This window comes from Streptococcus sp. LQJ-218, from assembly GCF_003428885.1.
In the GTDB taxonomy this organism is placed as follows: Bacteria; Bacillota; Bacilli; order Lactobacillales; family Streptococcaceae; genus Streptococcus.
On sequence record NZ_QQRU01000004.1, the window covers coordinates 1 to 25,808 of the forward strand.

21 protein-coding genes and 2 pseudogenes are annotated in these 25,808 nt (G+C 39.6%); 18 read left to right on the top strand and 5 right to left on the bottom strand.

Going from position 1 to position 25,808, the window contains the following annotated elements:
• On the top strand, positions 1-815 hold an 815-nt coding region (locus D2908_RS04165; RefSeq protein WP_117305103.1), incomplete at its 5' end, for a Rib/alpha-like domain-containing protein.
• 47 nt (positions 816-862) lie between these two features.
• Here the strand turns inward: D2908_RS04165 and D2908_RS04170 are convergent.
• Positions 863-1,243: pseudogene (locus D2908_RS04170) on the bottom strand (transposase); the annotation flags it as partial.
• A 79-nt stretch (positions 1,244-1,322) separates the two neighbouring features.
• Between D2908_RS04170 and prfB the strand changes: the two are divergent.
• From prfB to D2908_RS04195, 5 genes are all read left to right on the top strand, one after another.
• A protein-coding gene (gene prfB / locus D2908_RS04175; protein ID WP_117305105.1) for a peptide chain release factor 2 occupies positions 1,323-2,418 on the top strand; the annotation gives its coding sequence in 2 pieces (ribosomal slippage) (positions 1,323-1,394 and positions 1,396-2,418; 1,095 coding nt in all).
• Between the two features lie 17 nt (positions 2,419-2,435).
• The gene (gene ftsE, locus D2908_RS04180) at positions 2,436-3,128 is read left to right on the top strand and encodes a cell division ATP-binding protein FtsE (RefSeq protein WP_049494898.1); all 693 of its coding nucleotides are present in this window, start codon (positions 2,436-2,438) and stop codon (positions 3,126-3,128) included.
• Positions 3,121-4,047, top strand: a complete 927-nt coding sequence (ftsX, locus tag D2908_RS04185; RefSeq protein ID WP_117305107.1) for a permease-like cell division protein FtsX — start codon at positions 3,121-3,123, stop codon at positions 4,045-4,047. The genes ftsE and ftsX overlap by 8 nt, the downstream gene beginning before the upstream one ends.
• Positions 4,048-4,231: 184 nt before the next feature.
• Positions 4,232-6,412, top strand: coding sequence for a PTS transporter subunit IIBC (locus D2908_RS04190; protein WP_117305108.1), 2,181 nt, complete (start codon positions 4,232-4,234; stop codon positions 6,410-6,412).
• Positions 6,413-6,463: 51 nt separating this feature from the next.
• Positions 6,464-7,279 carry an endonuclease/exonuclease/phosphatase family protein gene (locus tag D2908_RS04195; RefSeq protein ID WP_117305110.1) on the top strand — a complete coding sequence of 272 codons (816 nt, stop codon included), beginning with the start codon at positions 6,464-6,466 and terminating at the stop codon, positions 7,277-7,279.
• Positions 7,280-7,337: 58 nt separating this feature from the next.
• Here D2908_RS04195 and D2908_RS10105 read toward each other — a convergent pair whose 3' ends face one another.
• Positions 7,338-7,520, bottom strand: a complete 183-nt coding sequence (locus D2908_RS10105) for a hypothetical protein (protein ID WP_240628273.1) — start codon at positions 7,518-7,520, stop codon at positions 7,338-7,340.
• Positions 7,521-7,626: 106 nt separating this feature from the next.
• Here D2908_RS10105 and D2908_RS04205 point away from each other — a divergent pair, with 106 nt between their 5' ends.
• The 8 genes and pseudogenes from D2908_RS04205 to D2908_RS04240 all read left to right on the top strand — a co-directional run bounded on the left by D2908_RS04205 (position 7,627) and on the right by D2908_RS04240 (position 17,987).
• Positions 7,627-8,970 carry a DEAD/DEAH box helicase gene (locus D2908_RS04205; protein ID WP_117305112.1) on the top strand — a complete coding sequence of 448 codons (1,344 nt, stop codon included), beginning with the start codon at positions 7,627-7,629 and terminating at the stop codon, positions 8,968-8,970.
• An 820-nt stretch (positions 8,971-9,790) separates the two neighbouring features.
• Positions 9,791-10,981: a methionine adenosyltransferase gene (gene metK / locus D2908_RS04210; RefSeq protein WP_117305114.1), complete on the top strand. Its 1,191-nt coding sequence runs from the start codon at positions 9,791-9,793 to the stop codon at positions 10,979-10,981.
• A gap of 76 nt (positions 10,982-11,057) precedes the next feature.
• A pseudogene (locus D2908_RS04215) lies at positions 11,058-11,862 on the top strand (transposase family protein).
• A 69-nt stretch (positions 11,863-11,931) separates the two neighbouring features.
• A complete protein-coding gene (pgdA, locus tag D2908_RS04220) occupies positions 11,932-13,323 on the top strand; it encodes a peptidoglycan-N-acetylglucosamine deacetylase PgdA (protein ID WP_117305115.1) in 1,392 nt (463 codons plus the stop codon).
• A 78-nt stretch (positions 13,324-13,401) separates the two neighbouring features.
• Positions 13,402-14,244, top strand: coding sequence for an aldo/keto reductase (locus tag D2908_RS04225; RefSeq protein WP_117305117.1), 843 nt, complete (start codon positions 13,402-13,404; stop codon positions 14,242-14,244).
• A gap of 278 nt (positions 14,245-14,522) precedes the next feature.
• On the top strand, positions 14,523-15,440 hold the full coding sequence (gene glyQ, locus D2908_RS04230; RefSeq protein WP_117305119.1) for a glycine--tRNA ligase subunit alpha: 918 nt from the start codon (positions 14,523-14,525) through the stop codon (positions 15,438-15,440).
• Between the two features lie 211 nt (positions 15,441-15,651).
• Complete coding sequence (gene glyS / locus D2908_RS04235; RefSeq protein ID WP_117305120.1) at positions 15,652-17,688, top strand: glycine--tRNA ligase subunit beta; 2,037 nt, start codon at positions 15,652-15,654, stop codon at positions 17,686-17,688.
• Positions 17,689-17,729: 41 nt separating this feature from the next.
• Entirely contained in the window at positions 17,730-17,987 is a 258-nt protein-coding gene (locus D2908_RS04240; protein WP_117305122.1) for a DUF896 family protein, read from the top strand.
• 114 nt (positions 17,988-18,101) lie between these two features.
• On the opposite strand, the gene D2908_RS04245 is transcribed toward D2908_RS04240, so the two are convergent.
• The 3 genes from D2908_RS04245 to D2908_RS04255 are packed head-to-tail and all read right to left on the bottom strand — an operon-like array spanning position 18,102 to position 20,952.
• Positions 18,102-19,346 (bottom strand): NAD(P)H-dependent oxidoreductase, encoded by a 1,245-nt coding sequence (locus tag D2908_RS04245; protein ID WP_117305124.1) that lies wholly within the window; start codon positions 19,344-19,346, stop codon positions 18,102-18,104.
• Positions 19,347-19,363: 17 nt separating this feature from the next.
• Complete coding sequence (locus tag D2908_RS04250) at positions 19,364-19,969, bottom strand: NADPH-dependent FMN reductase (RefSeq protein ID WP_117305125.1); 606 nt, start codon at positions 19,967-19,969, stop codon at positions 19,364-19,366.
• A 59-nt stretch (positions 19,970-20,028) separates the two neighbouring features.
• Positions 20,029-20,952, bottom strand: a complete 924-nt coding sequence (locus D2908_RS04255; protein ID WP_117305127.1) for an FAD:protein FMN transferase — start codon at positions 20,950-20,952, stop codon at positions 20,029-20,031.
• A gap of 307 nt (positions 20,953-21,259) precedes the next feature.
• Between D2908_RS04255 and D2908_RS04260 the strand changes: the two genes are divergently transcribed.
• From D2908_RS04260 to D2908_RS04275, 4 genes are all read left to right on the top strand, one after another.
• Positions 21,260-22,639 (top strand): FAD-dependent oxidoreductase, encoded by a 1,380-nt coding sequence (locus tag D2908_RS04260; protein WP_117305129.1) that lies wholly within the window; start codon positions 21,260-21,262, stop codon positions 22,637-22,639.
• A 304-nt stretch (positions 22,640-22,943) separates the two neighbouring features.
• A complete protein-coding gene (gene pdxS, locus D2908_RS04265; protein ID WP_117305131.1) occupies positions 22,944-23,819 on the top strand; it encodes a pyridoxal 5'-phosphate synthase lyase subunit PdxS in 876 nt (291 codons plus the stop codon).
• Entirely contained in the window at positions 23,820-24,401 is a 582-nt protein-coding gene (gene pdxT / locus D2908_RS04270; RefSeq protein ID WP_117305132.1) for a pyridoxal 5'-phosphate synthase glutaminase subunit PdxT, read from the top strand.
• A 664-nt stretch (positions 24,402-25,065) separates the two neighbouring features.
• Positions 25,066-25,797, top strand: a complete 732-nt coding sequence (locus D2908_RS04275) for an ABC transporter ATP-binding protein (protein ID WP_117305134.1) — start codon at positions 25,066-25,068, stop codon at positions 25,795-25,797.
• Positions 25,798-25,808 lie beyond the last annotated feature (11 nt).

Here is a 25,808-nt window from a genome sequence, read left to right on the forward strand (position 1 = left end):
TTCCAGACGGAACTAAGTTCGAATACAAGACACCAGTTGATACAACAACACCAGGTGACAAAGACGCAACAGTTGTAGTAACTTACCCAGATGGATCTAAAGATGAAGTTCCAGTTAAGGTAACTGTTACAGATCCACGTACTGATGCGGATAAGAACACACCAACACCTAAAGAACAATCTGTTAATGTTGGTGAAACTCCAGATCCTAAGAAATCAATCGGAAACGTTGGAGACCTTCCAGACGGAACTAAGTTCGAATACAAAACACCAGTTGATACAACAACACCAGGTGACAAAGACGCAACAGTTGTAGTGACTTACCCAGATGGTTCTAAAGATGAAGTTCCAGTAACTGTTAAGGTAGTAACTCCAAACATGCCAGCGCCTTCAACTCCAAATATGCCAGCGCCTGCAACACCAAGTACAGATGCGGATAAGAACACACCAGTAGCTAAAGATCAAACAGTGAACAAAGGAGAAACTCCAAACGCTAAAGATTCAATCGGAAACGTAGGAGACCTACCAAATGGAACTAAGTTTGAATACAAGACACCAGTTGATACAACAACACCAGGTGTCAAAGACGCTACAGTTGTGGTAACTTACCCAGATGGATCTATGGATGAGGTTCCAGTTAAAGTAACTGTTGCGGACAATTCAGCACAAGCATCTGATAGCACTTCAGCTAAGAAAGAAGAAGCGAAGGAATTGCCTAATACAGGTACAGAAGCCCATGCAGGCCTAGCAACTCTTGGACTTCTTGGAGCTCTTAGTGGATTTGGACTTCTTTCTCGCAAGAAAAAAGAAGACTAAAAACTAAAAGTCTTGGCTATCTATCAATTGTAAATGATTGAAAAAAGCTAAGCTAAAGAAAGGACGAAATTCGTCCTTTCTTTTTTGATGTTCAGAGCTATAAAAATCCTCTTTTTGAAGTTTTCAAAGTTCCGAAATCCAAAGGCGTTTCGTTTGATAAGTTTGATGAGATTATTGGTGGCTTCCAATTTTGCGTTGGAATAAGGTAATTGAAGAGCGTTGATGATTTTCTCTTTGTTCTTTAGAAAGGTTTTAAAGACAGTCTGAAAAATAGGATGAACATGCTTCAGATTGTCCTCAATAAGTCCGAAAAAATTTTCAGGGTCTTTGTTCTGAAAGTGAAAAAGTAAGAGTTGATAGAGTTCATAGTGGTGTTTTAAGTCTTCTGAATAGATCAAAAGCTTGTATAGAATCTCTTTATTGGTTAATTTCAAAGGAGAGTAGAGAAAATGATGGAAAGAAATAAGAGATTATGGTATAATGAAATGATATCAAAAAGGAGTACTTATGGATATTTCAGAAATTCGTCAGAAAATTGACTCAAATCGTGAAAAATTAGCTTCTTTTAGGGGGTCTCTTTGACCTCGAAGGTTTAGAAGAAGAGATTGCTATCTTGGAAAACAAGATGACAGAACCTGATTTTTGGAACGATAATATCGCGGCCCAAAAAACGTCGCAAGAATTAAATGAATTAAAAAGCACCTACAACACCTTCCACAAAATGGAAGAGTTGGAGGATGAAGTTGAAATTTTATTAGACTTTTTAGCTGAAGATGAGTCGGTGCATGAAGAATTGGTAACGCAGTTAGCCGAACTTGATAAGATGATGGCTAGTTACGAGATGACCCTTCTCTTATCAGAACCTTATGACCATAATAATGCCATCTTGGAAATCCATCCAGGATCGGGTGGGACTGAGGCACAGGACTGGGGTGATATGTTGCTACGTATGTACACTCGCTATGGAAATGCCAAAGGCTTTAAAGTAGAAGTTTTGGATTACCAAGCAGGAGATGAAGCTGGCATCAAGTCAGTAACCCTATCATTTGAAGGGCCTAATGCCTATGGTCTTCTCAAGTCAGAAATGGGTGTTCACCGCTTGGTGCGAATCTCACCATTTGACTCTGCTAAACGTCGCCATACCTCTTTCACATCCGTAGAAGTGATGCCTGAGTTGGACGATACCATTGAAGTGGAAATCCGGGAAGATGACATCAAGATGGATACCTTCCGTTCAGGTGGTGCTGGTGGACAAAACGTCAACAAGGTTTCAACAGGTGTACGTTTAACCCACATTCCAACTGGAACTGTCGTCCAATCAACGGTTGATCGTACCCAGTACGGAAATAGAGATCGTGCCATGAAAATGTTGCAGGCAAAGCTCTATCAAATGGAGCAAGAAAAGAAAGCAGCGGAAGTTGATTCCCTCAAAGGTGAGAAAAAGGAAATCACTTGGGGAAGTCAAATTCGTTCTTATGTTTTCACGCCATATACCATGGTAAAAGACCATCGAACTAGCTTTGAAGTTGCGCAGGTAGATAAGGTTATGGATGGAGACCTAGATGGTTTTATCGATGCTTATCTCAAGTGGCGAATCAGCTAAGATAGAAAGGAACTCATATGTCAATCATTGAAATGAGAGATGTCGTCAAAAAGTATGATAACGGAACGACAGCTTTGCGAGGTGTCTCAGTCACTGTTGAACCCGGAGAATTTGTCTATATTGTAGGTCCTTCAGGAGCCGGAAAATCAACTTTTATTCGTGCCCTATATCGCGAAGTAAAAATCGAAAAAGGAAACTTAACTGTAGCAAATTTTAATCTAGTAAAAATCAAGAAGAAAGATATTCCACTTCTACGTCGTAGCGTTGGAGTGGTATTCCAAGACTATAAACTGTTGCCAAAGAAAACTGTTTATGAAAATATTGCCTATGCAATGGAAGTTATTGGTGAAAGTCGCCGTAATATCAAAAAACGTGTTATGGAAGTTTTAGACTTGGTTGGATTGAAGCACAAGGTTCGTTCTTTCCCAAATGAACTTTCAGGTGGAGAACAACAACGGATTGCGATTGCTCGTGCCATTGTAAACAATCCCAAAGTATTGATTGCGGATGAGCCAACAGGAAACTTGGACCCAGATAATTCATGGGAAATTATGAATTTGTTGGAACGCATCAATCTCCAAGGTACAACTGTCTTGATGGCTACCCATAATAGTCAGATTGTAAATACCTTGCGCCACCGTGTCATTGCCATTGAAAATGGCCGTGTCGTTCGTGACGAAGCTAAAGGAGAATATGGATACGATGATTAATAGATTTTTTCGTCATTTATTTGAATCATTAAAAAGTTTAAAACGAAATGGCTGGATGACAGTAGCTGCTGTCAGTTCGGTTATGATTACTTTGACCTTGGTTGCAATATTTGCATCTGTCATCTTTAATACGGCTAAATTAGCTTCAGATATTGAAAATAATGTCAGAGTAGTGGTATATATTCGTAAAGACGTAGCTGATAATAGTGAGACGATTGAAAAAGAAGGCCAAACAGTTACAAATAACGACTACCATAAGGTATATGATGCTTTGAAAGGTATGCCAACCGTTAAGAATGTTACTTTTTCAAGTAAAGAAGAACAATATGAAAAGTTGACAGAAACAATGGGAGAAAACTGGAAAATCTTTGAAGGTGATGCCAATCCTCTCTATGATGCTTATATAGTAGATACAAATACACCAAGTGATGTCAAGACAGTAGCAGAAGAGGCTAAGAAAATTGAAGGGGTATCAGAAGTTCAAGATGGTGGTGCCAATACAGAACGCTTGTTTAAGTTAGCTGCCTTTATTCGTGTCTGGGGTCTATTTATAGCGGGATTATTGATTTTTATTGCAGTCTTCTTGATTTCTAATACTATTCGTATCACCATTATTTCACGTAGCCGTGAAATTCAAATCATGCGTTTAGTAGGTGCTAAGAATGGCTATATTCGCGGACCTTTCTTACTTGAAGGTGCCTTCATTGGTTTATTTGGAGCAACACTTCCATCAGTTCTGGTGTTCATTGTATATCAAATGGTTTACCAATCGGTTAATCAGTCATTAGTTGGTCAGAACCTTTCAATGATATCACCAGAGGTATTCAGTCCACTGATGATTGCCTTATTATTTGTGCTTGGAATTTTTATCGGTTCAATTGGATCAGGAATTTCTATGCGCCGATTCTTGAAAATCTAAAATAAAATAGAAGTACATTTGAGGAGATTTTAATATCTCCTTTTTTACTACAAAAATTTTAGAAAAAAGTCTACTTTTTTTTATAAAAGCCTTTACAAAAAAAATTAAAGTGGTATAATTGAAATATAGAAAGTGCAAACGTTTTCGTAAAACGTTTGCCTAAATAAAAATAAAGGAGATTTGAATGATGAAAGATACATTCAAAAATGTCTTGTCTTTCGAATTTTGGCAGAAATTCGGTAAGGCTCTAATGGTGGTTATCGCTGTTATGCCAGCGGCTGGATTGATGATTTCAATCGGTAAGTCGCTTGCATTGATTGACCCAAATCTTGCCCCTCTAGTCATTACAGGAGGAATTCTTGAGCAAATTGGTTGGGGAGTTATCGGTAACCTTCACATTTTGTTTGCCCTAGCAATTGGAGGAAGCTGGGCTAAAGAACGCGCTGGTGGTGCTTTCGCCGCTGGTCTTGCCTTCATCTTAATTAACCGTATCACTGGTACAATCTTTAGTGTAAGCAGTGATATGTTGAAAGATCCTAACGCAATGGTATCAACACTTTTTGGTAACTCTATCAAGGTTTCTGATTACTTCATTAGCGTACTTGAGGCACCAGCCCTTAACATGGGGGTATTTGTAGGGATTATCTCAGGTTTTGTAGGGGCAACTGCCTACAACAAATACTACAACTTCCGTAAACTTCCTGATGCACTTTCATTCTTTAACGGAAAACGTTTTGTACCGTTTGTCGTTATTCTTCGTTCAGCAATCGCTGCAATCGTACTTGCTGCTTTCTGGCCAGTTGTTCAAACAGGTATCAATAATTTCGGTATCTGGATTGCGAATTCACAAGAAACAGCACCTGTTCTTGCACCATTCTTGTATGGTACTTTGGAACGTTTGCTCTTGCCATTTGGACTTCACCACATGTTGACTATCCCAATGAACTATACAGCTCTTGGTGGTACTTATGATGTGTTAACTGGTGCAGCAAAAGGAACTCAGGTATTTGGTCAAGATCCACTTTGGCTTGCATGGGTAACAGACCTTGTTAACCTTAAAGGTACAGATGCAAGTCACTACCAAACGTTGTTAGATACTGTTCACCCAGCTCGTTTCAAAGTTGGACAAATGATTGGTTCATTCGGTATCTTGATGGGTGTGATTGTGGCAATCTACCGTAATGTTGATGCTGACAAGAAACACAAATACAAAGGTATGATGATTGCAACAGCTCTTGCAACATTCTTGACAGGGGTAACTGAACCAATCGAATACATGTTCATGTTCGTCGCAACACCTCTTTATCTTGTTTACTCACTTGTTCAAGGTGCTGCCTTCGCAATGGCTGATATTGTGAACCTTCGTGTGCACTCATTCGGTTCAATCGAATTCTTGACTCGTACTCCACTAGCTTTCAATGCTGGTCTTGGTATGGATATCATTAACTTCGTTTGGGTAACTGTTCTCTTTGCTGTGATCATGTACTTTATCGCAAACTTCATGATTCAAAAATTCAACTATGCAACTCCAGGACGTAACGGAAACTACGAAACTGCTGAAGGTTCAGAAGAAGCTAGCAGCGAAGTGAAAGTTGCAGCAGGTTCTCAAGCTGTAAACATTATCAACCTTCTTGGTGGACGTGCAAACATCGTTGATGTTGATGCATGTATGACTCGTCTTCGTGTAACTGTAAAAGATGCTGATAGAGTTGGTGATGCAGAACAATGGAAAGCTGAAGGAGCTATGGGTCTTGTCATGAAAGGACAAGGCGTTCAAGCTATCTACGGTCCAAAAGCAGACGTATTGAAATCTGATATCCAAGATATCCTTGATTCAGGTGAAATCATTCCTGAAACTCTTCCAAGTCAAATGACTGAAACGCAACAAAACACTGTTCACTATAAAGGTCTTACTGAGGAAGTATACTCAGTAGCTGACGGTCAAGTTGTTGCTTTGGAACAAGTAAAAGATCCAGTATTTGCTCAAAAAATGATGGGTGATGGATTTGCTGTTGAACCTGCAAATGGAACCATTGTATCTCCAGTTTCAGGTACTGTATCAAGCATCTTCCCTACAAAACATGCTCTTGGTCTTGTGACTGAAGCAGGTCTTGAAGTACTTGTTCACATTGGCTTAGACACAGTTAGTCTTGAAGGAAAACCATTTACAGTTCATGTAACTGAAGGACAAAAAGTTGCCGCAGGTGACTTACTTGTCACAGCTGACTTGGATGCTATTCGTGCAGCAGGACGTGAAACTTCAACAGTAGTTGTCTTCACAAATGCTGAAGCTATTAAGTCAGTTAAATTAGAACAAACAGGTTCTCTTGCAGCTAAAACAGCAGTTGCTAAAGTAGAATTGTAATATACTTGAGGTTGGAAGCTGTTTTCCAACCTCTTGTTTTAGGAGAAAAGCATGAAATTTTTAACACTCAATACTCATAGCTGGATGGAAAAAGAAGCTGAAAAAAAATTCCAACTCTTGCTTGAAGATATTCTTGATAAAGACTATGATTTGATTTGTTTCCAAGAAATTAATCAGGAGATCACCTCACTAGAGGTGGAGGTTAATGATCTCTATCAAGCTTTGCCAGCAGCTGAGCCTATTCATCAAGATCACTATGTTAGACTCTTGGTTGAAAAGTTGTCAGAGCAAGGAAAAAAATACTATTGGACTTGGGCCTATAATCATATCGGTTATGACCGCTACCATGAAGGTGTGGCTATCTTGTCTAAAACACCTATTGAAGCAAGAGAGATTTTGGTTTCGGATGTGAATGATCCAACAGACTATCATACTCGCCGCGTTGCCTTGGCTGAAACTATAGTTGACGGTAAGGAACTTGCGGTTGCCAGTGTCCACCTTTCTTGGTGGGATAAAGGTTTCCAAGAAGAATGGGCTCGATTTGAGGCTGTTTTGAAAGAATTGAACAAACCACTTTTGCTTGCTGGAGATTTCAACAACCCAGCTGGTCAAGAAGGATATCAAGCTATTTTAGCTAGCCCATTAGGCTTACAAGACGCATTTGAAGTTGCACAAGAGAAAAGTGGTAGTTATACTGTCCCACCAGAAATTGATGGCTGGAAAGGGAACACTGAACCTCTTCGAATCGACTATGTTTTTACTACAAAAGAATTAGCCGTGGAAAATTTACATGTCGTATTTGATGGTAACAAGAGTCCGCAAGTTAGTGATCACTATGGCTTGAGTGCTATTTTAAACTGGAAATAAGGACTGATACTCTTCGAAAATCTCTTCAAACCACGTCAACGTCGCCTTGCCGTAGATATCATAGGTATAGGTAACTGACTTCGACAGTCTTATCCACAACCTCAAAACCGTGTTTTGAGCTGACTTCGTCAGTTCTATCTGCAACCTCAAAGCAGTGCTTTGAGCAACCTGCGGCTAGTTTCTTAGTTTGCTCTTTGATTTTTATTGAGTATGAAAAGAGGTTGGGATTATAAAATTCCATCCTTTTTCTGACTAGAGAAGCTACTGAAAGTAAGCTCTATGAGTGAGACTACTGAAATAGAATAAAATGTGGTATAATTGATACGATAGATAGAATCGAGGATATTATGTCATTTACGAAATTTCAATTTAAAAACTATATTAGAGAAGCCTTAAAGGAGTTGAAATTTACAACTCCTACAGAGGTTCAAGATAAGCTGATTCCGATTGTTTTGGCAGGTCGTGACCTTGTCGGTGAATCAAAAACAGGTTCAGGTAAGACTCATACTTTCTTGTTGCCGATTTTCCAGCAATTAGATGAAGCCAGTGATAGTGTACAGGCAGTGATTACTGCACCGAGCCGTGAGTTAGCTACTCAGATTTATCAAGCAGCTCGTCAGATTGCAACCCACTCGGAAGCAGAAGTGCGTGTAGTTAATTATGTAGGAGGGACAGATAAGGCTCGCCAGATTGAAAAATTGGCAAGCAACCAACCTCATATTGTTATCGGAACGCCTGGCCGTATTTATGACTTGGTTAAGTCTGGTGACCTAGCTATTCATAAGGCCAAGACCTTTGTGGTCGATGAGGCAGATATGACCTTGGATATGGGATTCTTGGAAACTGTTGATAAGATTGCTGGCAGCCTTCCAAAAGACTTACAATTCATGGTCTTCTCAGCGACTATCCCACAAAAGTTGCAACCATTCTTGAAAAAATACTTATCAAATCCTGTTATGGAGAAAATCAAGACCAAAACGGTCATTTCTGACACTATTGATAATTGGTTGATTTCTACTAAGGGACGTGACAAGAATGCTCAAATTTACCAGTTGACTCAGTTGATGCAACCGTATTTGGCAATGATTTTTGTGAATACTAAAACGCGTGCTGATGAATTACATGCTTATCTGACTGCTCAAGGTTTGAAGGTGGCAAAGATTCATGGAGATATTGCCCCTCGTGAGCGCAAACGTATCATGAACCAGGTGAAAAATCTGGATTTTGAGTACATTGTCGCAACAGATTTGGCCGCGCGTGGAATTGATATTGAAGGTGTCAGCCATGTTATCAATGATGCAATTCCGCAAGACTTATCTTTCTTTGTTCACCGTGTTGGCCGTACTGGACGAAATGGCCTTCCAGGTACAGCCATTACCCTTTACCAGCCAAGTGATGACTCAGATATCCGTGAGTTGGAGAAATTGGGAATCAAGTTTACTCCTAAGATGGTCAAAGACGGGGAATTTCAAGATACTTATGACCGTGATCGTCGTGCCAACCGTGAGAAAAAACAAGATAAACTTGATATCGAAATGATTGGTTTGGTCAAAAAGAAAAAGAAAAAAGTCAAACCGGGTTATAAGAAGAAAATTAAATGGGCGGTTGATGAAAAACGCCGCAAGACTAAGCGCTCTGAAAATCGCGCTCGTGGTCGTGCAGAGCGTAAAGCAAAACGCCAAACATTTTAATAGTAATTGTTGGAGTGCTGAGCTCCAACTTTTTGCTTTATGAGAACGAAATATCTACATTGAAACATTACATTAATACTCGATGAAAATCAAAGAGCAAACTAGGAAGCTAGCCCCAAGTTGCTCAAAACACTGCCTTGAGGTTGTAGACAAGACTGACGAAGTCAGCTCAAAACACTGTTTTGAGGTTGCAGATAGAACTGACGAAGTCAGTAACATCTATAAGATAAGGCGAAGCTGACGTCGCTTGAAGAGATTTTCAAAGAGTATAAAGACTGCAAATTGCGCTTAAAAATGATATAATGGTAAAGTTATATAGTCCCGATAAGATGGTAGAAACTTCTATTTTTTCTTTCGAGTCGTAACTCGCAAAGAATGACGGCTCCAAAGTAGTCGCTCATCATTCTACGGTTGCCGCTATCATGCGGTCACCCTATGCGCCTTACTAGCTTCAGAAATAAAAGGTATCGTTTTTATTTCTTTCGAGTCGCAACTCGCAAAGAATGACGGCTCCAAAGTAGTCGCTCATCATTCTACGGTTGCCGCTATCATGCGGTCACCCTATGCGCCTTACTAGCTTCAGAAATAAAAGGTATCGCTTTTATTTCTTTCGAGTCGCAACTCGCAAAGAATGACGGCTCCAAAGTAGTCGCTCGTCATTCTACGGTTGCCGCTATCATGCGGTCACCCTATGCGCCTTACTAGCTTCAGAAATAAAAGGTATCGTTTTTATTTCTTTCGAGTCGCAACTCGTAGAGGGTAGGAATTTTTATCAGTACTTTGTAACTCTATAACACTATTTTTAAGGGGGGACATGTTTATGTCAGAACGTAAATTATTCACGTCTGAATCTGTATCTGAGGGGCACCCAGATAAGATTGCAGACCAAATTTCAGATGCAATTTTGGATGCTATTTTAGCAGAAGATCCAGAGGCGCACGTTGCTGCTGAGACAGCTGTATATACTGGTTCTGTTCACGTTTTTGGTGAAATTTCTACAAATGCCTATGTGGATATTAACCGTGTGGTTCGTGATACCATTGCAGAGATTGGTTATACCAATACTGAATATGGCTTTTCTGCTGAAACTGTAGGAGTCCATCCATCTTTAGTGGAACAATCTCCTGACATTGCCCAAGGTGTTAACGAAGCCTTGGAGGTACGTGGAAATGCAGATCAAGATCCGCTTGACTTGATTGGTGCTGGAGACCAAGGACTCATGTTTGGATTTGCAGTGGATGAAACAGAAGAGCTCATGCCTTTGCCAATTTCACTCAGTCATAAATTGGTTCGTCGTTTGGCAGAACTTCGTAAGTCAGGGGAAATTAGCTATCTTCGCCCAGATGCTAAATCTCAAGTTACAGTTGAGTACGATGAAACTGACCGCCCAATACGTGTGGATACAGTCGTGATTTCAACCCAGCACGATCCAGAAGTCAGCAACGAACAAATTCATAATGATGTCATTAACAAGGTTATTAAAGAGGTCATTCCAGCCTCTTACTTGGATGAGCAAACAAAATGCTTCATCAATCCTACTGGTCGTTTTGTAATCGGTGGGCCTCAAGGGGACTCAGGCTTGACTGGTCGTAAGATTATCGTAGATACTTATGGTGGCTACTCTCGTCACGGTGGTGGTGCCTTTTCTGGTAAAGATGCGACTAAGGTAGACCGTTCTGCGTCATATGCGGCTCGCTATATTGCTAAGAATATCGTTGCAGCGGGTCTAGCTAAGAAAGCAGAAGTGCAATTGGCTTACGCAATCGGTGTAGCTCAGCCCGTTTCTGTTCGTATCGATACCTTCGGTACTGGAACGGTAGCTGAAAGCAAGCTTGAAAAAGCAACTCGTCAAATCTTTGACCTTCGTCCTGCAGGAATTATCCAAATGCTGGATCTCAAGCGCCCAATCTACCGTCAAACAGCAGCTTATGGACATATGGGACGTACAGATATTGATCTTCCATGGGAACGTCTGGACAAGGTAGATGCTTTGAAAGAAGCAGTCAAATAAAATTTTAAGAGGGGACCTCCTCTCTTTTTACATACACAAGACTTCCTATAAAATAAAAATTTGATACAATAAAACTATGAATTATGAAGCGAGTAAACAATTAACTGATACACGATTTAAGCGCCTTGTTGGTGTTTAGCGTACTACTTTTGAAGAGATGTTAGCTGTGTTACAAACAGCTTACCAACTTAAACACGCAAAAGGTGGACGCACCCCTAAGTTAAGCTTAGGGGACCTCCTCATTGCTACTCTTCAATACATGCGAGAGTATCGTACTTATGAACAAATTGCGGCTGATTTTGGCATTCACGAAAGCAACTTAATCCGTCGGAGTCAATGGGTAGAAGTAACTCTTATCCAGAGTGGTTTCACTATTTCAAAAACTCATCTTAGTGCAGAAAATCCAATGCTTATGGATGCCACAGAGGTAAAAATCGCTCGTCTTAAAAAAGTAACTAGAAAATTATTATGATAAAAAGACAAGACATGTTATGAAGCTTCTAGCGATGGTCATAAGCCAAGGGAGAATTGTTTAGTTGGATATTACGGTGAAGGGTTGCCACGATGTAAAGTTGTTTAAAATGAGTCGTAGAAATATCAGACCAGCTGGTAACATCTTATCTGACAGTGGTTATCAAGGGACCATAAAGATGTATTCACAAGTGCAAACTCTATGGAAATTAAGCAAACTAAAGCTATTCATTTTTGAAGACACATCCTATAACTATGCGCTGTTAAAAGAAAGAATCAAGGATGAGAATATATTTGCTCAAGTAAAAATATTTAAAATATTTTTAATAGCCGTTTGAAATCAAGTCAAACAGTTTGGATTACGAATGAATTTGATTGCTGGCATTATTAACTGTGAACGAGAACTTTAGTTTCGCAGGAAGTCTACTATTTCCTATAAAATCATTGAAATTATAGCTTGAATTTGATATGATATTTATATGGATAAAAGTAGATCAAAACGTGTCAATCACGATAAAAAGAGAATCGGGTTAATAACCCTAGTAGCTATCTTTTCAGTAAGTATTTGTGTCCTTGGTTCAATAATTGGATACAAAGTATATACAAAGCATAGTTTCGAACAAAAAATTGAATCTTTAAAAAATGATAAAGATAATCAATTGAGTGAGGGAAATCAGAAAGATCATTTTCGTAAGGGGCAAGCCGAAGTGATTGCCTATTATCCTCTCCAAGGAGAACAAGTGATTTCATCTGTAAAAGAAATCATGACACAGGATATAAAAGACAATCTAGAGGATAAGGAAAATCTAGTTTTTTATTATACGGAGAAACAAGATTCGACTTTAAAAGGAATTGTCAACCGAAATGTGATCAAACAAGTCTATGATTTAACTTCCTCAAAAGTTGAAGAGACTGAAAAAACGAGTCTAGCAAAAGTCCATTTGACAGAAGAGGGTAAACCTTTTACACTTGATCAATTATTTTCAGATGCTAGTAAAGCCAAAGAGCAGTTGTTAAAAGAAATCACCACTTTCTTACAGGATAAGAAAGTAGAGCAAGAAAAGATTGATCAGCTAGTTAAAAGCTTTTCTGATCAAGACTTATCTGCTTGGAATTTTGATTATAAAGATAGTCAAATTATTCTTTATCCAAGTCAGGCTGTGGAAAATCTAGAAGAGATTGACTTGCCAGTCACTAACTTCTTTGAGGTTATTCAATCCTCATATCTGCTTGATAAGGATTCAGAACTTTACAAAGCTTATTATGAAAAGAAAAATCGAAAAGTGGTAGCCTTGACTTTTGATGATGGCCCAAATCCAGCGACGACAAAACAAGCATTAGATACTCTTTCTAAGTACGGTATTAAGGCAACTTTCTTTGTACTAGGTCAGAATATTTCTGGAAATGAGGAGATTTTGAAACGCATGAAATCAGATGGCCATGTCATTGGAAACCATAGTTGGAGTCATCCAGTGCTTTCAAAACTTTCGCTTGATGAAGCTAAAAAACAGATTACTGATACTGAGTATGCAATAACTAAAGTATTGGGAACTAGTTCAAAACTGATGCGTCCGCCTTATGGGGCCATTACAGACGACATTCGCAATAGCCTCGATTTGAGTTTTATTCTGTGGGATGTGGATAGTCTGGACTGGAAGAGTAAAAATGAAGCAGCGATTTTGACAGAAATTCAGCGTGAAGTCAAGAATGGTTCTATCATTCTCATGCATGATATCCATGCTGAGACGGTAAATGCTTTACCGAAGGTTATTGACTACTTGAAAGGGCAAGGTTATGACTTTGTAACAATTCCAGAATTGTTAAATACTCGTCTTAACCCTCATCAGCTCTATTACGATCGTGACCAATAATACAGAAAATCTAAAGAGATCAGTTTTCCTTGAAAATTTGGCTCTTTGGATTTTCTTCTAATTTGGAAAGGAAAAGTTATGAAATCTTATACTTTGAATAATGGCGTTACGATTCCAGTTCTGGGATTTGGAACCTGGAAAGCAGAAAATGGAGAGATTGCCTACCAAGCAGTTTTAGAGGCTTTAAAGGCAGGCTATCACCATATCGATACGGCGGCCATCTATAAAAACGAAGAAAGCGTTGGTCGGGCTATTCAAGATAGTGGAATTCCGCGAGAGGAAATTTTTGTAACCAGTAAATTGTGGAATACAAATCACAACTATGAGCAAGCTCGTCAGGCTTTTGAAGAGTCTTTAGAGAAGATGGGGTTGGACTATTTGGATCTGTATTTGATTCATTGGCCAAATCCAAAACCACTAAGAGAAAATGACCAATGGAAAATCCGAAATTCGGAAGTATGGAGAGCAATGGAGGATCTTTACGAAGAAGGTAAGATCCGTGCTATCGGAGTTAGTAATTTCCTTCCCCATCATTTGGATGCCTTGCTTGAAACAGCAGCTATCATTCCAGCAGTTAATCAAGTTCGTTTGGCACCAGGTGTGTTTCAAGAAGAAGTCGTAGATTACTGTCGAGAAAAAGGTATTTTATTGGAAGCTTGGGGGCCTTTTGGTCAGGGAGAATTATTTGATAGCAAGGAAGTGCAAGAAATAGCTGAAAATCACGGAAAATCTGTTGCTCAGATAGCCTTGGCATGGAGCTTAGCAGAAGGATTTTTACCCCTTCCGAAATCTGTTACAGTATCTCGTATTCAGGCTAATCTTGATTGTTTTGAAATTGAACTGAGTCATGAGGAACGTGAAACCTTAAAAAGGATTACTGTTCAGTCGGGTGCTCCACGAGTTGATGATATGGATTTCTAGAAAATCATAAAAAGAATTGTACATTGTTCTAATTTTTGATATAATAGTCAGCAGGAAAGAAAGTCTTATGGCGTTCTTCAAGCGAGCTTGGGATAGTGGGAGCCAAGTAGGGCAAAATAAAGAACTGGCACTTTCTGTAGTATTTTCAAAAATAATGAAGTAATAAATTAGGGTGGAACCGCGTTTCTGACGCCCCTAGGTTAAATCAACCTAGGATTGTCGGACGCGGTTCTTTTTGTATCCAAAGTCACAAGAATTTATAGAAAAAGGAGAAAAACATGTCTAAAAAATTGACTTTCCAGGAAATCATCCTTACTTTGCAACAATTTTGGAATGACCAAGGTTGTATGCTTATGCAAGCTTATGATAATGAAAAAGGTGCGGGAACCATGAGTCCTTACACTTTTCTTCGTGCTATCGGACCTGAGCCGTGGAATGCAGCTTATGTAGAGCCATCACGTCGTCCTGCGGACGGTCGTTATGGGGAAAACACTAACCGTCTCTACCAACACCACCAATTCCAAGTGGTCATGAAACCTTCTCCATCAAATATCCAGGAACTTTACCTTGAATCTTTGGAAAAATTGGGAATCAATCCATTGGAACACGATATTCGTTTTGTTGAGGATAACTGGGAAAATCCGTCTACTGGTTCAGCTGGTCTCGGTTGGGAAGTTTGGCTTGACGGGATGGAAATCACTCAGTTTACTTATTTCCAACAAGTTGGTGGATTGGCAACTGGCCCTGTGACTGCAGAAGTTACCTATGGTTTGGAGCGCTTGGCTTCTTATATCCAAGAGGTTGACTCTGTCTATGATATCGAGTGGGCTGATGGTGTAAAATACGGAGAAATCTTTATCCAGCCTGAGTACGAGCACTCAAAATATTCATTTGAAATTTCGGACCAAGAAATGTTGCTTGAAAACTTTGATAAGTTTGAAAAAGAAGCTGGTCGTGCCTTGGAAGAAGGCTTGGTTCACCCTGCCTATGACTATGTTCTCAAATGTTCACACACCTTTAACTTGCTTGACGCGCGTGGCGCAGTATCTGTAACAGAGCGTGCAGGCTATATCGCTCGTATCCGTAACTTGGCCCGTGTTGTAGCCAAAACTTTTGTCGCAGAACGCAAACGCCTAGGCTACCCACTTTTGGATGAAGCAACACGAGCTAAACTCTTAGCAGAAGACGCAGAATAAAGAGAGTGACAAATTACGAAAATGGGCGAACAGAGTGAGCCTTGAGCCAGTTGCCGTAGTGATGAAGGTATCCTTAGTGAAGCTAAGGATACTAGGCAAAATTGGAGACTTTCGGCTCCAATTTTAGCAATGAAACAACGAAGTTGGTTGCTTGCGTGCCGATCACATAAGGCAAACTGGAAAATAAAAAGATACTTTTCGGAGAAAAAACATGACAAAAAACTTATTAGTAGAACTCGGTCTTGAAGAATTACCAGCCTATGTTGTCACACCAAGTGAAAAACAACTAGGCGAAAAAATGGCAACCTTCCTCAAGGAGAACCGTCTGTCTTTTGAAGCTATTCAGACCTTCTCAACCCCACGTCGTTTGGCTGTTCGTGTGATTGGTCTTGCAGACAAACAGGCTGATTTGACAGAAGATTTCAAGGGTCCAGCAAAGAAAATTGCCTTGGATAGTGATGGGAACTTCACCAAAGCAGCTCAAGGATTTGTCCGTGGGAAAGGATTGACAGTTGAAGATATTGAATTCTGTGAAATCAAGGGTGAAGAATATGTCTATGTCACTAAGGAAGAAGTTGGTCAAGCAGTTGAAGCAATTGTTCCAGGTGTTGTGGATGTCTTGAAGTCACTGACTTTCCCTGTCAGCATGCACTGGGCTGGAAATAGCTTTGAATACATTCGCCCTGTTCACACTTTAACTGTTCTTTTAGATGAAGAAGAGTTTGATTTGGATTTCCTTGATATTAAGGGAGGGCGTGTGAGTCGTGGTCATCGTTTCTTAGGACAAGAAACCAAGATTCAGTCAGCCTTGAGTTATGAAGAAGACCTTCGTAAGCAGTTTGTAATCGCAGATCCACGTGAACGTGAGCAAATGATTGTTGACCAAATCAAGGAAATTGAGGCAAAACATGGTGTAAGTATCGAAATTGACGCTGATTTGCTGAATGAAGTCTTGAACTTAGTTGAATACCCAACTGCCTTTATGGGAAGTTTTGATGCCAAATACCTTGAAGTTCCAGAAGAAGTTTTGGTGACTTCAATGAAGGAACACCAACGTTACTTTGTTGTCCGTGATCAAGATGGAAAACTCTTGCCAAACTTCATTTCTGTTCGTAACGGAAATGCAGAGTATTTGGAAAATGTCATCAAAGGAAATGAAAAAGTCTTGGTAGCCCGCTTGGAAGACGGAGAATTCTTCTGGCGTGAAGACCAAAAATTGGTTATTTCTGAACTTGTTGAAAAATTAAACCATGTCACCTTCCATGAGAAAATTGGTTCTCTTCGTGAACACATGATTCGTACGGGTCAGATTGCTATTCTCTTGGCAGAAAAAGCTGGCTTGTCAGTCGATGAAACAGTTGACCTTGCTCGTGCAGCAGCCATTTATAAGTTTGACTTGTTGACAGGTATGGTTGGTGAATTTGACGAGCTCCAAGGAATTATGGGAGAGAAATATGCCCTTCTTGCTGGTGAAAGTCCAGCAGTCGCGGCTGCTATTCGTGAACACTATATGCCTACATCAGCTGAAGGAGAACTTCCAGAGAGCAAGGTCGGTGCAGTGCTTGCCATTGCAGATAAATTGGATACGATTTTGAGTTTCTTCTCAGTAGGTTTGATTCCATCAGGTTCTAATGACCCTTATGCCCTTCGTCGTGCTACACAAGGTGTGGTTCGTATCTTGGACGCCTTTGGTTGGCACATTGCTATGGACGAGCTGATTGATAGCCTTTATGCATTGAATTTTGACAGCTTGACTTATGAAAATAAAGCTGAAGTTATGGACTTCATCAAGGCTCGTGTGGATAAGATGATGGGTTCTACTCCAAAAGACATAAAAGAAGCTGTTCTTGCAGGATCAAACTTTGTTGTGGCAGATATGCTAGAAGCAGCCAGTGCTCTCGTAGAAGCAAGCAAGAAAGAAGATTTCAAACCATCTGTTGAATCACTTTCTCGTGCCTTTAACTTAGCTGAGAAGGCAGAGGGAGTTGTAGCAGTTGATTCAGCACTCTTTGAGAATGAAGAAGAGAAAGCCTTGGCAGAAGCAGTAGAATCACTCGTTTTGTCAGGGAGTGCCAGTCAGCAATTGAAACAGCTCTTTGCGCTTAGTCCAGTTATTGATGCTTTCTTTGAAAATACCATGGTAATGGCCGAAGATCAGGCTGTCCGTCAAAATCGTTTGGCTATCTTATCGCAATTAACCAAGAAAGCAGCTAAACTTGCACGTTTTAACCAAATTAACACTAAATAAAATTTAATAAACGGACTTTATCTTATCACAAAGGAGAAGAAATGGATCCGAAGAAAATTGCTCGTATCAACGAGCTCGCTAAAAAGAAAAAAACAGAAGGCTTGACCCCAGAAGAAAAAGTGGAACAAGCTAAACTACGTGAGGAGTACATCGAAGGTTATCGTCGCTCTGTTCGTCACCACATCGAAGGGATCAAAATTGTAGACGAAGAAGGAAACGATGTTACACCAGATAAGCTACGCCAAGTCCAACGTGAAAAAGGATTACATGGACGTAGTCTCGATGATCCCAATTCATAATAAGTATTCTTTCTTTTAACAAAGATAGATGAAAGAATAACCAAAAGACTAGCAATTTGTGTTTGCTAGTCTTTTTTATCACGAAAAAAGGAACCAAGATGGTTCCTAAAATGATTAGTTACTTGCTCCAGATGTAGCGTCAGCGCCACCACCGTGACCACCGGCATCACCTGAATCAGAAGCTCCAGATGTAGCATCTGCATCGCCGTGACCATGTCCGCCAGCAGGAGCTGCAGCATTTCCACCAACTAGACGTTGACCAGTTGTTTCTAAGTACCAATCAAGCCATGGTTGGAAGTTAAAGACAATTTCATTGATACCAGCGTATGATCCATCAGGATAGTACATTGCTTGGTAGTTGTGGGTATTGATGACACCTGCAGGAGAACCTGGAACGATAGTACGGACGTATTCTTGATTTCCGTTACGAAGTGTTCCGATAACCCACTCTACGTTCTTCATACGTGCTGGTGGAAGAGAACCATGAACAGTCGACATACGGTTACCTGATTGAGGTGGTACACGTTTAGCAAACATGGTGTTTGGATCTTGGTGAGCGTTGTTGTAGTAGAGGAATTGGTTGTTGTCGTCGGCATATGTCAATTCAAATGGCATAGCTTTCAAGAACATATCAAGTTGGTTAACTGTCAGGATACCGTGGTCCAACTTGACATAGGTATCACCAGAAACAGCTCCAGTAATTTCTGCAACTTTTTCTACCCATTCTGGATCGTCAGGATCAACTTCTGTAATGGTTGTAGCAATTGGTTTTCCACAATCTAAGTCTTCTGGTTCGATTGGTTTTGGTTTTTTCAATTTCGAAACGACTCCTACGTATTTTACAAAGTTATCTAAGCAAGTTTCAAGGAATTTAACAGTGCCTTCGTTTGTGATATTTCCGTCGTTATCAAAAGCTTCCTTAGCTTTACCAAGAAGGAATTCGTTACCCGGAAGCGTGTAGGCATTAACGCCTGGAGCGTCAAGGATTTTACGAAGGTGAACTTGGGCACGTGAAGTTCCTTGGTCGTAATATGATGCTCCCACAATCATGACTGGTTTGTTTTCAAATGGATGAACTTCGTATGAAAGCCATTCAAGTACAGATTTTAGGGAAGCTGAGATAGTGTGATTGTGCTCAGGAGTAGCGATGATCACACCATCAGCACGTGTAATTTTGTTATACAAGAAACGCAATTGGAAGCTTTCGTCCCATTTTTCGTCTTGGTTAAACATTGGAACTTCGTCGATTTCAAGTACTTCTAATTCAAATTTGAATTTGAAATTGCGACGGATAAATTCCAAGAGTTTGCGGTTATATGATTGATCGTAGTTTGATCCAACAAGTCCAACAAATTTCATTCTTTCGGTCTCCTATCTTACAAATTTTCCCAGTCAAATTCTTCTGCATCTTTGCGAAGTAATTCTTGTGCATTGCGCAATTTTTCTGTAATTTTTACAAAGATACGAAAGTCGTCAAAAGTGGCATCCAATTTCTTGATGACATCAAGATCAACCAAGTCGCCACTTGGGTTAAATGCTTGAAGAGAGTATGAGAGCAAGAATTCATCTGGTAGAACATTTGCCTTGATTTCAGGAGCGTTCAAGATTTGACGAAGTTGTAATTGGGCACGTGATGAACCAAGCGTACCGTAAGAAGCACCAGTAATCATGATTGGTTTGTTCAAAAGTGGGTAAATACCGTATGATAACCAAGCAAGAGCGCTCATCAAAACAGCTGGGATAGAGTGGTCATACTCAGGAGTACCGATAATAACGCCATCTGCCTCTTCAATTTTAACAGCAATTTCTATAATTTCAACAGGTACTTGCTTGTTAGCTGGTTTGTTAAAGACAGGAATGTCTTTAATTTCAACAAGTTCAATTTCAGCTTTTTCAGCAAAGTGTTTTTGCATGTATTGAAGCAATTGGCGGTTTGTAGAACGTTTTGAATTTGTTCCAACAATAGCAATAAGTTTTAACATGAGATTTCCTTTCTCTTTTTACATAATACGATTTTAAAGCTCCATTGAAAGATCTATTTCTATAGAGTTGGAATTCCTGAAGAACAGCTTAGGTGACCTTCTTTATCGATGAGGATAGCTTCGATGCCCTCCAAACTTTCGACTTGCCAGAGGATAGAAGCAGGTCTTTCTCCAAAGAGACGAGTTGTCCAGATTTCGCCATCAACTGATTTATCAGAGATGATGGTGAGACTTGCTAGTTCCGTTTCAACAGGATATCCTGTTTGACTGTCAAAAATATGATGGTAGTCTTTTCCATCGACTGTCAGGTGACGTTCATAAATGCCTGAAGTCACGACAGATTTATTGACAACAGGGATAGTCATTAAGTGATTCCCCCTCGGATTGGCTGGGTCTTGAATCCCAATTTGCCAAGGTTGATCACCTCTTGCCTGATTTTTTCCAATGGTTAGGATATTTCCTCCTAGATTAATCAAGGCTGAGGTCACTCCCTCTTCTCTCAGAAATTGGGCAACCTTATCCGCACTATAACCCTTGGCTAAACAACCTAAGTCTATCTTCATTCCTTTCTGTTTTAGAAACACAGTAGAAGTAAAAGAATCTAACTCGATATAATGAGGATTGATCAAAGGTAGCACCGATTCAATTTCTTGAGGTCGGGCAACTTTGGCATCTGAAAAACCAATACGCCAGGTTTGAATCAAGGGACCAATACTGATGTTGAGGTGGCTAGAGGGCGCTAGGCTATGCTCTAAGCCAAGTGAAATCAGTTCGAACAGGTCTGGATGAACCTTGACTGGAGCTCTTCCAGCTTGATAATTGATTTCCATCAACTCCGATTCTTGACTATTGGCATTGAAGCGGTATTCAAGCTCTTTGAGCAAATCAAAGGATTTTTGGAGCAAGCTATCGGCTCTCTCATCCACTAATGAAATAGTAATAGTAGTTCCCATTAGTCGTTCAGAATGTGAGCTAAGAGGCACGCTACCAACTCCTTTCTCTTATGAAAAGAAGGTTGAAATATTGTAAATTTATATTAAATTTAACCCCTTACATTTTCTTTCCATGTTACTAGCATACCATAAAGTCAGCGTTTTCACAAATAAAATTTGTAAAGTTGTCAAGAAATATGCTCACGAAAAAAGAGTAATTGTAAGAAAGACTGATAAAATACAAATTATTTACATTTTTTTACAAAAAAATCAGGAAAATTAACTAAACTCTTGTAAACGCTAACAGTAAATGATATACTAGAAGGGTAAATATAAAATTGAAGGTAGGAATTTTTCTATGAGTAAAATCGTTGTAGTTGGTGCTAACCACGCTGGTACAGCATGTATTAATACTATGTTGGATAATTTTGGAAATGAGAACGAAATCGTTGTATTTGACCAAAACTCTAACATCTCTTTCCTAGGATGTGGAATGGCCCTTTGGATCGGTGAACAAATTGACGGTGCTGAAGGTTTGTTCTATTCTGATAAAGAAAAATTGGAAGCTAAAGGTGCTAAAGTTTACATGAACTCACCAGTTCTTTCAATCGACTATGATAACAAAGTAGTTACAGCAGAAGTTGAAGGAAAAGAGCACAAAGAATCTTATGATAAATTGATTTTCGCTACAGGTTCTACACCAATCTTGCCACCAATCGAAGGTGTTGAAATTGTCAAAGGAAACCGAGAATTCAAAACAACTCTTGAAAACGTACAATTCGTGAAATTGTACCAAAACGCTGAAGAAGTGATCAACAAACTTGCTGACAAGAGCCAGCACCTTGACCGTATCGCCGTTGTTAGTGGTGGTTACATCGGTGTTGAACTTGCTGAAGCCTTTGAACGTCTTGGAAAAGAAGTTGTCCTTGTCGATATCGTAGATACTGTCTTGAACGGTTACTATGACAAAGACTTCACACAAATGATGGCGAAGAACTTGGAAGACCACAACATTCGCTTAGCTCTTGGTCAAACTGTTAAAGCAATCGAAGGTGATGGTAAGGTTGAACGCTTGATTACTGATAAAGAAACTTTCGATGTGGATATGGTTGTTCTTGCAGTTGGTTTCCGTCCAAATACTGCTCTTGCTGATGGTAAAATTGAACTCTTCCGCAACGGTGCCTTCCTTGTAGACAAGAAACAAGAAACATCAATTCCAGGTGTTTATGCAGTAGGTGACTGTGCGACTGTTTATGACAACGCTCGTAAAGACACTAGCTACATCGCACTTGCTTCAAACGCTGTACGTACGGGTATCGTAGGTGCTTTCAACGCTTGTGGACATGAATTGGAAGGAATCGGTGTTCAAGGTTCAAACGGTATCTCAATCTACGGTCTTCACATGGTTTCAACTGGTTTGACTCTTGAAAAAGCAAAAGCTGCTGGTTACAATGCAACTGAAACAGGCTTTAACGATCTTCAAAAACCAGAATTTATGAAGCATGACAACTATGAAGTAGCTATCAAGATTGTCTTTGACAAAGACAGCCGTGAAATCCTTGGTGCTCAAATGGTATCTCGTGATTCTGCAATCAGCATGGGAATCCACATGTTCTCACTTGCTATCCAAGAGCATGTAACAATTGATAAATTGGCATTGACAGACCTCTTCTTCTTGCCACACTTCAACAAACCATACAACTACATCACAATGGCTGCACTTACAGCTGAAAAATAAAAATGAATGAGCTATCTGGCCTTAATTGAAGGTCAGATAGTTTTTTAGTTATACTCTTCGAAAATCTCTTCAAACCACGTCAGCTTCGCCTTACCATAGGCATATGTTACTGACTTCGTCAGCTCTATCTACAACCTCAAAACAGTGTTTTGAGCAGCCTGCGGCTAGCTTCCTAGTTTGCTCTTTGATTTTCATTGAGTATCATTCTGTACCCATACAATTATCCTTTTTTTATCTTGTCATTCATTCTAATCTAACTTAAAATGAAATGGTAGCTACCAATACAAATGATGAGGACAAACAAATGACTGAAAATAGATATGAATTAAATAAAAACTTGGCGCAGATGCTTAAGGGTGGGGTTATCATGGACGTTCAGAACCCTGAACAGGCTCGTATTGCAGAGGCTGCCGGTGCGGCGGCTGTTATGGCCTTGGAGCGGATTCCAGCTGATATTCGTGCAGCTGGTGGGGTTTCCCGTATGAGTGATCCAAAAATGATCAAGGAAATCCAAGAAGCGGTTAGCATTCCAGTAATGGCCAAGGTCAGAATCGGGCATTTTGTTGAAGCTCAGATCTTAGAGGCTATCGAAATTGACTATATCGATGAAAGTGAAGTTCTATCTCCAGCTGACGACCGTTTCCATGTGGACAAGAAAGAATTCCAAGTTCCCTTTGTTTGTGGAGCCAAGGACTTGGGTGAAGCCTTACGTCGTATCGCTGAAGGCGCTTCTATGATTCGTACCAAAGGAGAACCGGGTACGGGAGATGTCGTCCAAGCTGTTCGTCATATACGCATGATGAATCAGGAAATTCGCCGCATTCAAAACCTACGTGAGGACGAGCTTTATGTTGCTGCCAAGGACTTGCAAGTACCTGTAGAATTGGTTGAATATGTCCATGAACATGGGAAATTGCCAGTTGTAAACTTCGCAGCTGGAGGCGTTGCAACGCCAGCAGATGCTGCGTTGATGATGCAATTAGGGGCAGAAGGTGTATTTGTCGGTTCAGGTATTTTTAAGTCAGGAGATCCAGTTAAACGAGCGAGTGCCATTGTCAAAGCGGTGACTAATTACCGAAATCCACAAATCCTAGCACAAATCTCTGAAGATTTAGGGGAAGCTATGGTTGGTATTAATGAAAATGAGATCCAAATCCTCATGGCTGAGCGAGGAAAATAGATGAAAATCGGAATATTGGCCCTGCAAGGTGCTTTTGCAGAACATGCAAAAGTACTAGATCAATTAGGGGTCGAGAGTGTTGAAATTAGAAATCTAGAGGACTTTCAGCAACATCAGAGTGACTTGTCGGGTTTGATTTTGCCGGGTGGTGAGTCTACAACCATGGGCAAGCTCTTACGTGACCAGAGTATGTTGATTCCCATCCGAGAAGCCATTCTATCTGGTTTACCAGTGTTTGGAACCTGTGCGGGATTAATTTTGCTGGCTAAGAAAATCACTTCTCAGGAAGAAAGCCATCTTGGAACTATGGATATAGTGGTTGAGCGCAATGCCTATGGGCGCCAACTAGGAAGTTTCTACACGGAATCAGAATGTCAGGGAGTTGGTCAGATTCCCATGACCTTTATCCGTGGCCCGATTATCAGCAGTGTTGGAGAGCGTGTAGAAATTCTAGCAACAGTAAATAATCAAATCGTTGCAGCCCAAGAAAAAAATATGCTGGTAACTTCTTTTCATCCAGAATTGACTGATGATGTGCGCTTGCACCAGTACTTTATTAATATGTGTAAAGAAAAAAGATAGTAAAAAAGTGCAAAAAATCACTTCCTGCGCTATACTGTAATTGAAATTTGTTTAGTTTTTGCGTTAGAACTGTTTCCTCAGTCCTAGCGCCTTTTCTTTTTGATAAGTATGATTGGTGGAGAGTACAGTATATTGAAATAAGATGTGAACACATCTATTAGGAAAGTCAAATTAATTTCTAGAAATGTTTTAGCAGTTATGGTGTACTATTCTAGACTCAATATGCTATAGTTTGTAAACGATTCTGAGAATCTTATGAGCACAAGCAATGACTGCTTTCATATTGCCTCCTCTTTGAGAAATTCGATTGTAAAACTCTAAGCAGGCTCTTCCTGCTTAGAGTTTTACATATGTTACTATCTTCGTTATAGCTAACTTTAATTCTCATTTATTAAGTATACCTAAGTTTTATGTTTAAGTTTTGTATAGAATAGCTGTATCTCTTAATAAAGCTATGTTTACGCTTTCAATCAAGTCTCATTTATGATACTATTATGATAATAGAAAAAATTCTTAGTTCGCTAAAGACCTTTATTCGAGATCCAGAGGAAATAGAAATTTTATCCATTAAAAATACATTTAATAAGTTACTTACTTAATATTAATAGAATTCCAATATTGTATAATTAAATCAAAGATGACACTGGAATCAGGAGGATTTATTATGGTTAATAATGTAGCTGTTAAAGTCTCAAACCTTTCAAAAGAATTTTTGTTAGGGCAAGACAAAACTGTCTCTATTTTGAAAAATATTTCTTTATCTGTCAATTATGGGGAATTTGTATCAATACTTGGTGTCAGTGGTTCTGGAAAGTCTACTTTGCTAAGTTGCTTATCAAGTTTATCTGAACCAACAAGTGGCGAAGTTGTTATCAATGGTGTAAATCCATATACCTTAAAAGAAGGGAAGCTTGCTAAATTTAGAAGACAAGATATTGCAATAATTTTTCAAAACTATAATCTGGTACCTGCTCTACCTGTACTAGAAAATGTTACACTTCCTCTGAGACTCTCAGGAAAGAGTGTTGATAGCAATAAAGTAAAAAAAATGTTGGATAGTTTGAATTTTAAAGCAGAACTATCATCATTAGTTGCTACCTTATCAGGTGGAGAACAGCAAAAAGTGGCTATTACTCGTGCAATAATAGCTGATAGTAAAATTATTTTTGCTGATGAGCCAACAGGAGCTCTGGACAGCGTCTCAAGAAAACTTATATTTGAAACACTTCGTAATTTAGCGAGTCAAGGAAAATGTGTTCTTATGGTCACTCATGATATTGAGTTGGCTTCAAAAACTGACAGAGCACTCATTTTAAAAGACGGAAAAATATCTCGACAAATTATTAAACCTTCAGCTGATGAGCTCTACCAAGCACTTGAAAGTAGTAAAGATTAATTTGAGGAGAA